At 59.3% G+C, this 13,415-nt stretch carries 11 protein-coding genes; all 11 read right to left on the minus strand.

The window, feature by feature from the left end:
- Positions 1 to 117: 117 nt before the first annotated feature.
- A complete protein-coding gene (spoIIID, locus tag ACSEXW_RS17575; RefSeq protein WP_438447473.1) occupies positions 118 to 408 on the minus strand; it encodes a sporulation transcriptional regulator SpoIIID in 291 nt (96 codons plus the stop codon).
- Between the two features lie 168 nt (positions 409 to 576).
- Positions 577 to 1,341: a peptidoglycan DD-metalloendopeptidase family protein gene (locus ACSEXW_RS17580; protein WP_438447474.1), complete on the minus strand. Its 765-nt coding sequence runs from the start codon at positions 1,339 to 1,341 to the stop codon at positions 577 to 579.
- An 88-nt stretch (positions 1,342 to 1,429) separates the two neighbouring features.
- Positions 1,430 to 2,485 carry a stage II sporulation protein D gene (spoIID, locus tag ACSEXW_RS17585; RefSeq protein ID WP_438447475.1) on the minus strand — a complete coding sequence of 352 codons (1,056 nt, stop codon included), beginning with the start codon at positions 2,483 to 2,485 and terminating at the stop codon, positions 1,430 to 1,432.
- Between the two features lie 150 nt (positions 2,486 to 2,635).
- The gene (murA, locus tag ACSEXW_RS17590; RefSeq protein ID WP_438447476.1) at positions 2,636 to 3,958 is read right to left on the minus strand and encodes a UDP-N-acetylglucosamine 1-carboxyvinyltransferase; all 1,323 of its coding nucleotides are present in this window, start codon (positions 3,956 to 3,958) and stop codon (positions 2,636 to 2,638) included.
- A 236-nt stretch (positions 3,959 to 4,194) separates the two neighbouring features.
- Entirely contained in the window at positions 4,195 to 4,452 is a 258-nt protein-coding gene (locus ACSEXW_RS17595) for a DUF1146 domain-containing protein (RefSeq protein ID WP_438447477.1), read from the minus strand.
- Between the two features lie 37 nt (positions 4,453 to 4,489).
- The gene (locus ACSEXW_RS17600; protein ID WP_438447478.1) at positions 4,490 to 7,246 is read right to left on the minus strand and encodes a S8 family serine peptidase; all 2,757 of its coding nucleotides are present in this window, start codon (positions 7,244 to 7,246) and stop codon (positions 4,490 to 4,492) included.
- A gap of 217 nt (positions 7,247 to 7,463) precedes the next feature.
- Positions 7,464 to 8,987: an NADH-quinone oxidoreductase subunit N gene (locus ACSEXW_RS17605; protein ID WP_438447479.1), complete on the minus strand. Its 1,524-nt coding sequence runs from the start codon at positions 8,985 to 8,987 to the stop codon at positions 7,464 to 7,466.
- A gap of 3 nt (positions 8,988 to 8,990) precedes the next feature.
- Positions 8,991 to 10,658 carry a complex I subunit 4 family protein gene (locus tag ACSEXW_RS17610; protein WP_438447480.1) on the minus strand — a complete coding sequence of 556 codons (1,668 nt, stop codon included), beginning with the start codon at positions 10,656 to 10,658 and terminating at the stop codon, positions 8,991 to 8,993.
- The gene (nuoL, locus tag ACSEXW_RS17615) at positions 10,648 to 12,549 is read right to left on the minus strand and encodes an NADH-quinone oxidoreductase subunit L (RefSeq protein ID WP_438447481.1); all 1,902 of its coding nucleotides are present in this window, start codon (positions 12,547 to 12,549) and stop codon (positions 10,648 to 10,650) included. Before nuoL ends, ACSEXW_RS17610 begins: the two co-directional genes overlap by 11 nt.
- A 13-nt stretch (positions 12,550 to 12,562) precedes the next feature.
- Entirely contained in the window at positions 12,563 to 12,874 is a 312-nt protein-coding gene (gene nuoK / locus ACSEXW_RS17620; protein ID WP_438447482.1) for an NADH-quinone oxidoreductase subunit NuoK, read from the minus strand.
- Between the two features lies 1 nt (position 12,875).
- Positions 12,876 to 13,415, minus strand: a complete 540-nt coding sequence (locus ACSEXW_RS17625) for an NADH-quinone oxidoreductase subunit J (protein WP_438447483.1) — start codon at positions 13,413 to 13,415, stop codon at positions 12,876 to 12,878.

A 13,415-nucleotide genomic window follows, 5' to 3' on the forward strand; every position in this document is an offset into this window, starting at 1 on the left:
GAAAAGAACCGGTGCTGAAATGTAAACAGGCTTCGTATAATTTTCGACATGAAATCGTAGATTCCTCTTTTTCAGAAGAAAATAGCTTCGAATCTTTCATGGGGGCGCGGGATGGCTTTAGGATTTGGCGGAAACCAGCTGGTCCGGGCTCTTGGAGTGGCGTGTCTTCTTGTATTTGACCTTGGTAGCTTCTCCTCCCCGCAAATGGCGGATCGATTTATGATACTCGAGGATGGTCTTCACCTGGTCTGCCAGTTCGGGATTGATTTCCGGCAGCCGTTCGGTCAAATCCTTATGCACCGTGCTCTTGGACACACCGAATTCCTTCGCTATGCTGCGGACGGTATTGCGGGTTTCCACAATACTGCGGCCGATCTTGATTGTCCTCTCCTTGATGTAATCGTGCACGCCCCTCGCCTCCCTGCTCGAGATAGTTTGGTACATTATATGAACAGGGAGTCCATATATGCTTTGTTTCCAAGCGTGACAAGCCTAATTCCTCCTTTCCCCTCCAAAAAAGCAAAAAAGCAGGGGGCATCCCCTGCTTTCCGGCTGATCACGATGGAAAAGCATTCCTTACTTTTTCTGGGCCGCACTTGCGGTGGCATCCGTCGCAGTCAGGAATTGGTCCGGATTCACCGATTGGCCATCGGCGCTCTGGCGAACCTCGAAGTGGAGGTGGGTTCCATGATCCCGCTCCAGCTCGTTGCGGCCGGCCTTGGCGATGATGTCGCCCTTCTTCACGTCCTGCCCCTTGGTTACCTTCACGTCAGCCAAGCTCTGGTATACGGTGATGAGGCCGTTGCTGTGGGTAATCTCCACTTGGCTGCCTACCATCGGGTTCTTTTCCACCAGAGTGACTTTGCCGCTCAGAGCCGCCATCACGTCGAAGTCCTTGTTGTCCTGGCGGGCCAGGTCGATGCCCAGATGAGGCGTGAACAGATCGTTGTACTGCACGAGAGCCGCTTGCTTCACATCGTCGGTGGCCTTCTCGTCATAGAACTTCATGCTGACTGCTACCTCGTTCCGCTCCTTGACCGGCCACTGCATGGTTTCGGCAGGGGCGTTGACGGCTACGGCATCGCCTGCGGGCTTGGTGGAGACCGTGTCGGTCACCGTCTGGTTCAGGGCGGCATCGTCGCTCAGCTTGTTGGTTCCCGCATCCTGATACACCCACATTAAGGTTAAAATAATTGCGGCTGCCGCCATGTACACTGCCGGGAATACCCATTTTTTCCCGAGCATCCTTTTCCAGGAGAAGGACGGCGCCACTGCTGCCGGAACCGCGTCTTTGGTTTCGCGGGTTCCATTTGGTTGAACATTTTTGTTTTGTTCACTCATTTATATCACCTCATCAACCAGTGTTGCCAGATAGATTTGGTTTATACTTGAGGTGATAGGAATTTTTGAAAATATGCTAGATGGCCCTTCAGGCTCCGCTGCCGGACCCGTCGGCTCTACCGATCTGCACGCCGGTATAATAGTAGCGGACGATGTCCTCCGCGCTCTTCCCTTCCTTGGCCATGCCGTTGGCGCCCCATTGGCTCATGCCGACCCCGTGCCCGTAGCCGTAGGCGGTGATCTCCACCTCGGAGCCCTTCAGCCGCCACTCGAACTGGGAGGACGGCAGCTCCAGCTTCTCCCGGACCTCACGTCCGGTGAACAGCTTGCCGCCGATCCGGATTTGCCCTACCCGGTGCCCGTCCGTCTGCTTCAGCACCTTGGAGCCGCTGACGGCCGTCGAAGCGGCGACGCTCCCGTTCAAGCCCAGCTTGGACAAAAACGTCCGGTACGGCACCTTCACCACCGTCTTGAACTTGGGTGACAGCTTCTCGTCCCAGGGAGAGGGCACGCTCTTCAGATACGGCTGGGGCTTGCCCCAATAATCCTCCGCATTCTCCGTATAGCCGTTGCTGGTGGAGAAGAAGACGGCGTCGATGGGCTTGCCTCCGTACAGGAGGATCTCCCCCTTCGTCTCCGCTACCGCGCGGTTCAGCTTCTCCATGTTCGCCGCGGCGTCCTTGCCGCTCCACTTGGTCGATAGCACATCCCCGCTAATATAAGCCTGATGGCTGACCGTGTCGGTGACGATGGCCCCCTTCACGGGCACCTGGCTGGAATCCTGCTCCTTCATACGGCGGACAATGTAGGTACGGGCGGCAATCGCCTGCGCCTTCAAGGCCTCCAGCTCGAAATCGATCGGCATCTCTGCCGCCACCACGCCGCGGACATAAGCCTCGATCGGCACCTCTTCGATTCGCTGCTGCTTGGACAAGAATACGGGAACCGCCGGCGAAGACTGTTCGATCAGCTGGACCATACTGGCGGAGGCGGCAGCAGAAGGCGGGACGGCAGGGGTGAGATCGTCACCGGAACGGCCGCCCCGGAACAGCAGGGCGAAGATCAGGGTGAACAGAAACGCGGCCCCTAAGCTGGCGGCCATCCATCGAGTGACTTGTTGACGCATCCGGTTCGTTAGATTCATAGCGCTCCCTCGTTTGGTAAGATTGGTAGTAGGATGATCGGATTGCTTCTATCCTATGAGGGAGACGAAGTTGATAGAACCCCTGCGTTTCTCCCGTTCCAATCAAAAACACGGACCCCCAAGCCGGGAGTCCGTGTCGTGCTAGATCAGCTATGCCCAAGTCGGCTGCACGGCGAAGATGCCGAGATCCGTCCGTTCCTCTTCCATTTCCGTCTCCTCGCCGATCCTGCGGATGTCCGCACCAAGTCCGCGGAGACGGCCCACGATGTCCACATAGCCCCGGTCCACATGGTGCAGACCGGTCACCTCCGTCTCGCCCTCCGCAGCCAGTCCCGCCAGGATCAGGGCGGCCCCGGCCCGAAGGTCGGAAGCGCACACCTTGGAGCCGGTCAGCCCGCCGACTCCCGTGACCACCGCAGCACGTCCCTCCACCGAGATGTGAGCCCGCATGCGGCGCAGCTCCTCCACGTGCATGAACCGGTTCTCGAAGACGGTCTCCGTCACCACCCCGGTTCCTTCCGCCACAGCCAGGAGCACCATCATCTGCGACTGCATATCCGTCGGGAAGCCGGGGTACGGCAGCGTCTTCACGTCCACCGCCTTCAGCTTGCCGTCCGCATAGACGGACAGGCCGTTCTCCAGCTCCCGGATCTCCACGCCCATCTCCTGCATCTTGGAGATGACCGGCATCATATGGTCGAAGATGGCGCCTTCAATCGTGACGGCACCGCGGGTAATGGCGGCCGCCACCATATAGGTGCCCGCCTCGATACGGTCGGGAATGACCGTATGGACGGCCCCCTTCAGGCTCTCTACTCCCTCGATCCGGATAATGCCCGTGCCGGCGCCTCTCACCTTGGCCCCCATGGCGTTCAGGTAGTTGGCCAGATCGACGATCTCCGGCTCCTTGGCGGCGTTCTCGATGACGGTGGTGCCGGCGGCCAAGGTTGCGGCCATCATGATGTTCTCCGTGGCACCGACGCTGGCGACGTCGAGGTAGATTTTGGCCCCCTTCAGGCGTCCCTTCATTCGGGCTTCAATAAAGCCCTGCCCCAAGCCGATCTGCGCACCCATGGCCTCGAAGCCCTTCAGATGCTGATCGATGGGTCGCGTCCCGATGGCACAGCCGCCGGGAAGCGAGATTCTCGCTTCGCCGAACCGGGCCAGAAGCGGTCCCATGACCAGGAAGGAGGCGCGCATCTTGCGGACCAGCTCATAAGAAGCCTCGCAGGTCGCCACCTTCTCGGCATTCACCCGAATCGTCTCGTTATAATACTCAGCGCGGACTCCCAAGGATTCCAGCACCTTGTGCATGTTGGTGACATCGTCCAGCGGAGGCACGTCATGAATCGTGCTCTCGCCTTCGGAGGCCAGGATGGACGCCGCTATGATGGGCAGCACTGCATTTTTGGCGCCGCCGATCCGTACTGTGCCGGTCAATCGTTTACCGCCGCGGACGATTATTTTGCTCATCTTGGATCCCTCCGCGTTCCTTAGTGTGGTGTTGCCGTCTTATCAGATCGCTTGCGCCCAAGCTCCCCTATGGAGCCTTGTGCTTCTCCTGGTCCGAACAAACCTTCCATAGCATTCGTAAGAGAAGCGGCGTTTCAAGTGGTAGGCGTTGGCAAGGATTCTATTTCCATTGTTGACAAGATCTCTTGATGTTATTCGGCTTGCGCGCCAAGGATCCGAGTTGGGCCGGAGGGCTTCTATCCGAAGAGTCCCTTCAGCATACCGGTCCACTCCACATAAGCGATCAAGAAGCTGGCCACCTGGTACCCCAACGCCACGGAGGCAAAAATCAAAAGCAATTTGGCATACGGCCCCTTGGGGTTCTTCAGGAACACCTCCAGCCGGAGCTGCTGCAGCCCGAGCCATGCGAACGCAATGCATACGAGTACGGTGACGATATAAGCCATGCCGGTGAAGCCCATCGAATATTGATAGGTCGATCCTGAAACGCCCACGTTGCCTACCTCCTGTAGACTTTATTGGCAATCCGGTTTAGAGCCCGAGCATCCGGACGGTGACATACATAAATTCCGCTCGGCTCGCCAGCCGCTCGGGACGGAAGGTACCGTCATCGTAGCCGGAGGCCAAGCCTTCGGCCTTCAGCTGGCGGAGCAGGCTCGCTCCCCAGTAGCGGTAATCCACGTCATTGAAGGGCGGCGATATGCCGGCGATTCCCTTCCTGCCGGTAGCGTTGGCCAGAAGCGTCATCATCTCCATCCGGCTGATGTTCCGGTCCGGCGCGAACTCCGACTCGTTGTAGCCGTTGACGATGCCCGCATGGTTCAGGCGTGCGATGGCTGCATAAGCCCAATGCTCGGAGGAGACGTCCTCGAAGCCGGGCGGGGGCGCGGTCGGCAGATCCAGGATCCGGTCCAGGATCACCGCCGCTTCCGCCCGGGTGATGGCCTGGTCCGGGTACACCTGGTAGCCGCCATACCCCTTCACGAACCCGTTCCGGACCATCTTGACGATCTCCGGCTGCGCCCAATGGCCGTACAGATCGGAGAAGCCTTCGACGATGCGGCTCGTATGGACGCGCAGGCCATAGAGCTGCTGGCGCTGTCCGCTGCTGGACGTCACCTTCAGATAGTAGACGCCGGTAGGCAGGCGGGCCTCTCCGGTGCGAAGGTTGCTGTTCTGGGTCACCATCGGCATGCTCCGGGTCCGCAAGCCGGCATCGTAGAGCTGTACCTGGATGCCCTGCGGATCCGGCACCAGACCGAGCTCCACATGGATCAGGCTCTCTCCGTCCAGCCGGAACCGGTACCAGTCCGTATCCGCTGCCGGATCGATGACTCCGAAGTAATTGTCTCCGAAATTCAGCACCGTAGACTGATACGACTTGTCATTCGGCTCGTACGGATCTTCATAGGCTGTGGCCAGATGGACGTCCAAGGTATATTCCCCCGATACGGGGTAAGCATAGCTGGCCACATTGGCCACCTTGATGTAATATTGCCCCGGCCTCACTTCGATCTCATAGCTCTCCGGCTGGCCGTCTCCGTTATGATCGATGGTGAACTCCCGTTCCCCCCTGCGGAACAGGGACAGGACCGGATCGATCCGGGCCGTATCCGGGGTGACCTTCAGCTTCAGCGTTCCCGTCTGCTCGACGGTCATGCTGAACCAGTCCTGATCCTGGTAATGGTCGAAGGTTCCCGTGATCAGCTGACTGCGGGCAGGGAGCCGGTAGGCCTTGTATTGGCGGTCGTTATCCTCGAAGGCGTCCCGGTAAATATTGAAATTCACGTCCAGCACATAAGGTGTTCCCGGGCGCTTGCCCGAATCGGAGACCCGGACATAGTGGCGCCCCTTCTTCACTTCTACGGCCGCGCCCTCCTCCAATCCCACCCTGTCGCTGAGATCGGATTCCTGCCGGTCGGATTCGGGGACGTGGGATACGTTCAACCCGTAGCTTGCGCCGGAGATCCGGTAATGGGCCGTTCCGTCGAAAGGCGCCTCCCAGACGTACCAGTCCTCTTCCCCCGCGCTCAGGTAGGCGGATACGCCTTTGTTGGAAGAGATGGGCCGGGACTCCGCCTGGCGGTCATTGGGCTCGTAGAGGTCCTGCTTCGGCGCTTCCCGGACGGCCCGGTCCGCTCTTACCATTCCGTAGCCGCTCTGGCGGTCCCAACCGGAGGATCCCAGATCCTGCGCAGTCTGGCGCAGCAGGTTCCGCACCTGTGCCGGGGACAGCTCCGGGCGGACGCTCCACGCCAGGGCCGCCACACCGGCCACCTGGGGCGCCGCCATGGAGGTGCCGTCCTGGTAGCCATAGCCGCCCCCCATCATGGTGGTGAACACGACCCAAGGCGCCATCAAGTCCAGCTCCGGACCGCTGTTGGACATACGCTCCGGCTTGTTGTCCGGACCTACCCCGCCAACGGCCAGCACCGTGTTGTACGCAGCCGGATATTTCACCGCATTGCCCTCATTGCCGGATGCCGCCACCAGCAGAACGCCTTGCTCTTCCGCCTCGGCCACGATCTTCTCCATATAGGAGGAATATTTATTCAATCCCAGAGAGAGCACCACGATCTTCGCACCGTTCTGCACGGCGTATCGGATGCCCTCTCCCAGCTTATCTTCATCACCGTTCCCGTCGGCTTCCAACGCCTTAACCGGGAGAATGCTGGCATTCCAGAGCAGTCCGGCCGTCCCCTTATCGTTATCGCCCCATGCGGCGATCACCCCGGCTACGTTGGTTCCGTGGCCGTTGTCGTCATCGGGAAGCGTGCCGGGCTCCACCAGGTTCACCCCGGGCAAGAGACGCCCGGCCAGATCCGGGTGGCTGCGGTCCACGCCCGTATCCACCACGGCGATCACGAGGTTGCGCCCCGTCGTCACCTCCCATGCGGCTTCCGCACGGATTTGGCTCAGATAACGCTGGTTGCTGTACAACGGGTCATTGGGCATCTTGGCCGCCTTCACCCGCTGGTTCGGCTGGAAGCTCTCCACGCCGGCATATTGGCTCCAGCGGTCCTTCCACTCGTCCAGCTGCCGACCGGGTGCCGGACGGGCTACCGTAACCCGGGATTCCCGGTAATACGAGGTAACTTCACTTTCGTCGAAGAAGGCCTGAGGCGGCTCCACGGTCCACTGCAGGATCCAGGTTCCCCCGTCTTCCTGCGGCTGGGCGCCCGCCTTGGGACCCTCCGTTCCTATCGTGATCAACATTCCGATGACCAGAGCCAGGACGACTCCGCCTACAACCGGCAACCATCTATATGAAGTGGAACGTTCCGTCATTCTGTCGTACCCTCCAAAGCTCCTGCTGTAATTCCGGTTCTTCCGGTTCACTCAAAGCCGATCATGTCCTATTCGAGAACCGGACCATGTTCCCCTTCCCGCCATGGCAAAAGGGTACCAAAGACCCATTATACATCAGAATTTCCTGAAGCGGGCAAAAAAAGAAAGCCGATCCCTCATAGGATCGGCTCTTAAGCTTGCTGGTACTAGCGGGTTGTTAAGGCTGACCGAAGAGATCGGTACCCAGGGAGAAGATGTTCTGAATGCCCTCCAGGATCACGTGCGGGAAGAAGCCCATCAAGAGCCCGGCCGCGGCACATACCCAGAGGGTAATGGTCAGCGGCAGAGTCGGCTTCACGTCCTTCGCCTCTTCATCGTAGCGCATGAACATCTGGCGGATCATCCCGAAGTAGTAATAGAACGAGACGACGCTCGTCAGGATCATGACGGCCGCCAGCCAGAACTGATGATTCTCCATCGCGCCGAGCATGATGAAGATCTTGCCGAAGAAACCGCCGGTCACCGGGATGCCGGCCAGAGACAGGATGATCAGCACCATGGCCGCAGCGGTCCAGGGCGCCCGATAGTACAATCCGGCCAGGGCCTTCAAGCCCGTCTCGCCGGTGGAATGCTCCAGAATCATGATCAAGGCGAACGCGCCGACATTCATGAACAGGTACGCGATCAGGTAGAACAGCATCTCCTGGAACGTGGTGTAATGGACCAGGGAGAAGCCGGAAGCCACCGGCACCAGCAGATATCCGGCGTTGGCAATGCCAGAGTAGGCCATGAGCCGCTTCAGATCCGTCTGGCGCAGGGCCATCGTATTGCCCAGGATCATCGCCGCGGCGGCTACGGCCGCCATAGCCAGGAAGCCGTCATGCCCGATGGGGGCCTTGGAGCTTTCCGTACCGACGCCGTAGTAGACCGTTGTGAAGACCCGGAATACGATGGCGAAGGCCGCTCCTTTGGAGACGACGGCCAGGAAAGCCGTCACCGGCGTTGCCGCGCCCTGATACACGTCCGGAGCCCAGGAATGGAACGGCGCAGCCGCAATCTTGAAGCCGAAGCCGGCCAGGAGCAGGAAGAAGGACATGTACACCAGCGGTCCGAAGGAATCCAGACTGCCCTCCAATGCGGTGCGGATCTCCAGCAGCCGGGTGGTGCCGGTCATGCCGTACAGGAAGGACATGCCGTACAGGATGATGGCGGAGGAGACGGCGCCCAGCGCCAAGTATTTGAACCCGGCCTCGTTAGCCAGCACATTCCGTTTCTTGATGCCCACCATAATGTAGGAGGTGATGCTCAAGGTTTCCAAGCCGACGAACAGGGTGATCAGGTCCCCCGAGGAGGCCATGATCATGGCGCCCAGCACCGCCGGCAGGAACAGGTAGTAGAATTCGCCCTGATGCTGGACGTCGTCCTCCTTCAGCGTGCCCAGGCTCATGAATACGATGAGCCCGGTACCGCCCAGGAACACCAGCTTCATCAGGTTGCCGAAGTCGTCGATCCGGTAGCTCTCGTTCAGGAGGCTGATGGGCTGGTCGGTACCCAGCCGCTGGATGACGAAGTAGGCGGAGATGGCGACGGCAAGAACGGTCAGCCATCCGAGGATGGTCCGCTTGAGTGCCGCCGGCATGAATAAATCGAGCAAGGACAAGATGACGGCGGAGATGACCAGGGTCAGCTCCGGAGCCAAATAGCCTAAATCGCTCAGCCTCAGTCCGTTTAGTTGATCCATGGTCTACCCTCCGATCTTGGTCGTGATGGTTTGGATGAATGTATCGAAATCGGCGACGGTTTGTTGCATCGTCTGGGTCAGAATTCCCGGGTAGACCCCTAACAGCAGGATGAACGCCACCAGAGTGATCATCGGGATCGCCTCGATCAGCCGTGCGTCCTTCAGGCCCTTGAACTGCTCCGGAATGGGACCGTAGGTGATGCCCATGACCCCGCGGAGCATGTAGACCGCAGCCAGGATGATGCCCAGCGTGCCTACGATGGCCACCGCCCGCATGGAATCGAAGATGCCCAGGAAGGCCAGGAACTCGCCGGCGAAGCCGGCCAAGCCCGGAAGGCCCAAGGACGCCATGCCCGCCACCATCAGAATGCCTCCGATGAAGGGAATCGAGCGGGCCAAGCCGGACAGCTCCCGCAGGTCCGTCGTTTCCGTTCTTTCATATATACTGCCGACCAGGAGGAACAAAAGGGCCGAGATGAGCCCGTGGGAGATCATCTGGAAGACCGCGCCCTGAAGACCGGCCTGGTTGAAGGCGGCGATCCCCAGAAGCACGATGCCCATATGGCTGATACTGGAGTACGCCAGCACCAGCTTGAAGTCGTCCTGCTTGAAGGCGATGACGGCTCCGTAGATGATGTTGATGAGACCCAGGATGGCGATGACCAGGGCCCAGTTTTTGGCCTCCTCCGGGAAGAGCAGCACACCGAAGCGGATCAAGCCGTAGGCGCCCATCTTCAGAAGAATGCCGGAGTGGATCATGACGATGGAAGGCGGTGCTTCCGTATGCACCTTCGTCATCCAGGTGTGGAACGGGAAGATCGGCAGCTTGATGCCGAAGGCGATCAGGAGCAGCAGGAACACCGTAGTCTTGCCGTCGATGGTCCAGGAGAGATCGCCCCACAGCTTGATGCTCCACTCCATAATGCCCTGCAGATAGAACGGGTTGGCCGGATTGACCGTATTCACGTAGGATTGGACATCCTCGCCGAACAGGTTCTTGGTAATGTCTCCGTAGTGCCCCGTGAAGTACAGCGCGCCTCCGTCCTGTACGAGCCCAGCCGTGGCCACCAGCGCCAGGAAAGCGATCAGCATGATGGCGGAGCCGATGCCGTTATAGATCAGGAACTTGTTGGCCGCCTTCTCCCGTTGGATGTAGCCATAGATGCCGATCAAGAAGAACATCGGAACCAAGGTCACCTCGAAGAACACGAAGAACAAGAACAGATCCTGGGCCATGAACACGCCGAACATGCCGGTCTCGAGCAGCAGGAACAGGATATAGTACAGCTTGTGACGCTTCTTGATGAACTTGGAGGCCAGTGCCGCCATGGTACCCACCAGAGCCGTCAGGAACACCATCGGCAGGGACAGTCCGTCCACCGCCATCGTGTAGTCGAACTTGATCGTCAGCGATTCCAGCTGCTGCGAGAGATTGCTCTCCAGCGCCAACGGGATATGGATCCAGCTGTACTGCTCCGCATACTGGAAGCCTCCGTTGGTCGTGTTGAAGTCCACGTAGAGCCAGACGGACAAAGCCAGCGGGATCAGCGTCGCCGCCACGGCTACGGTGCGGATCCACCTCCCGTTGCTCTTCGGGATGAACAGCAGAGCCAGAACCCCGAGCAGCGGCGAGAACGCAATCAGGCTTAAGATCGGGAAATCATCCAACATGGAAGTACCTCCTTCCCGCAAAAGCCAGCACCAGGATCACGATGGACAACACCGTGACCAAGCCGTAGGTCTGCACCTGTCCGTTCTGAACTCGCCGGCCCCATTGGCCGATGCCGCCGGTTCCTGCGGCAACTAAGCGGACGCAGCCGTCGATGATGAACTCATCGATGACGGCCAGGAGCATGGCGAGCCCGCTGAGCGGAGCAACGATCACGGTTTGATACAGCTCGTCGATGTAGTATTTGCGGTTCAGCAGCTTATAGAGCCAAGGCGCACCGGATGTGACCAGGTCTTGGCGGATCGATTGCTTCGCATAGATGAGCCAGCCCAGCGCGATACCGGCGATGGCCATCAGGTTGGACAGCAGTACGACGGTCCAGTCGATGGCTTCGTGAGCCTCGTGCCCCGGCGCCAGCCATTCGCCGAACCAGTTGTTCATGCCCGGCACGAAGACGAAGCCGGCTACCACGGCCAGCACAGCCAGGACCAGCAGCGGCAGGGTCATGGACAGCGGGGACTCATGAGGTTCGCCATGCCCGGAGTGGTCATGGGAACGGCTTTTGCCCGTAAAGACGAGGAAGAACAAGCGGGACATGTAGAACGCGGTGAAGAACGCGCCGATCAATCCTACGATGAAGACGCCCATATGGTCGCTATGGTAGGCTTCCGCCAGAATGGCGTCCTTGGACCAGAAGCCGGACAGCGGGAATACGCCGGACAAGGCCAGAGTGCCGATGGCGAAGGTCCAGGCCGTAATCTTCATGTGACGGCCCACGCCGCCCATCTCGTGAATGTTCTGGGTATGCACCGCGTGGATCACGCTGCCTGCGCCCAGGAACAAGAGGGCCTTGAAGAACGCGTGGGTGAACAGGTGGAAGATGCCGGCGGTGTAAGCCGCCCACGTCCCCAAGCCCAGCGCCATCATCATGTAGCCCAATTGGCTGACGGTGGAATACGCCAGGATGCGCTTGATGTCATTCTGCGCCGTGCCGATGGTGGCGGCGAACAGAGCGGTGAAGGCGCCGACGACGGTGACGACCAAGAGAGCCGTATCCGAAGCCAGGAAAATATCATAGGTCCGCGCCACCAGATAGACCCCGGCTGCAACCATCGTCGCCGCATGGATCAGAGCGGAGATGGGAGTCGGGCCTTCCATGGCGTCCGGCAGCCAGGTATGTAACGGGAATTGGCCCGATTTGCCCATAGCGCCGATGAAGATCAGTACGCCGATCCAGGTTACGATGCCGGCTTCGATGGCCGGTGTGCCTTGGAAGGCGTTGTGAATGGCGGAGAAATCGAGTCTGTGCTCCGGCATGTACCAGAAGAGCAGCAGAATCCCGATGAACAGCCCTACGTCCCCGATGCGGGTGACGATGAAGGCCTTCTTGGCGGCGGCCCTCGCCTCCGGCTTATGGTACCAGAAGCCGACCAGGAGGAAGGAGCACACGCCCACCAGCTCCCAGAACACGTACAGCTGCAGCAGGTTCGAGGAGATGACCAGCCCCAGCATGGAGAAGGTGAAGAGCGAGATGTAGCCGAAGAACACGGTAATCCGCTCGTCGTCCTGCATATAGCCGCTGGAGTAGATATTGACCAGGAAGCTGACCAGCGTAACCACGACCAGCATCAAGGCGTTCAGATTCGTCACCTCGTAGCCGAAGCGCAGAGCGGTGTCGCCGAACTTCAGCCATTCGAAGTCATTCCAGGTATAATCCTGCGTATGCCCCAGTCTCTCGAAGAAGATCAGGACGGATAGGACAAGGGAAATTCCGGTTAAAGTAATGCCGGTGTACACGCCAAAGGTTCTGGCCTGTCTTCCGAACGCCGTCAGAACGATGAACGCCAGAAGCGGAAACACCGGAACGAGCCAAGCCAGCTGTGAGAATTCCAAGTTGTCTCCCCCTCTACTTTTTCATCAGGTTCATTTCATCGACGTCGGTGGTGCCCCGGTTGCGGTACAGGGCGATCAAGAGCGCGATGCCGACCGATACCTCGGCAGCCGCTACGGTAATATTGAACAGCGAGAAAATTTGCCCCGTCAGGGACGGCCCCACGCCCAGCTTGGAGAATGCCACCAGATTCAGGTTCACGGCATTCAGCATCAGCTCGACGGACAAGAGCACGACGATGGCGCTGCGTTTGGTCAGGGCGCCGTACAAGCCGATGCAGAAGAGAATGGCTCCTAACATCAGGTAGGAGCTGATCTGATCGCTCATGCTATTCCTCCTCCCTCTTGGCGAGCACGATGGCGCCGATGAAGGCCACGGTCAGAAGCACCGACATCAGCTCGAAGGGAATCACATGCTCGTTGAAAATCAGCTTGCCGATGGAAGCCGTGTTGTTCTCCCCGGGGTCGAACGCTTGGGCGTCCGGAAACGTGGAGTACTGAATGGCATAGAACAGAATGCCAAACAGAGCCACCGCGCCGATCCCGGTCAGCCACGTGTGGAGGGGGCGCTTCAGCTCCGTCTCTTCGCTTTCGTGCTTGGTCATCATGATGCCGAATATCATCAGAATCGAGATGGCGCCTGCATAGATCAGTATCTGAACGAAGGCCACGAACTCTGCGTTCAAGAGAACGTAGAGTCCGGCCAGGCTCAGGAATGTGACGGCTAGCGAGACTACCATATGGATCACCCGGGTGAAGCTGATGGCGAAGATCGCACCGCCGATGGCCAGCAGCGCGAAGACGAAGAACATCAGATTCGCGGGTGTGGAGAAGAGCTGGCTGAGTCCGTCCTGCAGATTACCCAACAT

It is taken from the genome of Oryzibacillus soli (assembly GCF_051594765.1).
Lineage (GTDB): Bacteria > Bacillota > Bacilli > Paenibacillales > NBRC-103111 > Paenibacillus_AR.

Coding starts and splice junctions, on each gene's coding strand:
- ACSEXW_RS17580 (WP_438447474.1), bottom strand. CDS start 1,341: ATGAGTGAACAAAACAAAAATGTTCAACCAAATGGAACCCGCGAAACC.
- spoIID (WP_438447475.1), bottom strand. CDS start 2,485: ATGAATCTAACGAACCGGATGCGTCAACAAGTCACTCGATGGATGGCC.
- murA (WP_438447476.1), bottom strand. CDS start 3,958: ATGAGCAAAATAATCGTCCGCGGCGGTAAACGATTGACCGGCACAGTA.
- ACSEXW_RS17600 (WP_438447478.1), bottom strand. CDS start 7,246: ATGACGGAACGTTCCACTTCATATAGATGGTTGCCGGTTGTAGGCGGA.
- ACSEXW_RS17605 (WP_438447479.1), bottom strand. CDS start 8,987: ATGGATCAACTAAACGGACTGAGGCTGAGCGATTTAGGCTATTTGGCT.
- ACSEXW_RS17610 (WP_438447480.1), bottom strand. CDS start 10,658: ATGTTGGATGATTTCCCGATCTTAAGCCTGATTGCGTTCTCGCCGCTG.
- nuoK (WP_438447482.1), bottom strand. CDS start 12,874: ATGAGCGATCAGATCAGCTCCTACCTGATGTTAGGAGCCATTCTCTTC.
- ACSEXW_RS17625 (WP_438447483.1), bottom strand. CDS start 13,415: ATGTTGGGTAATCTGCAGGACGGACTCAGCCAGCTCTTCTCCACACCC.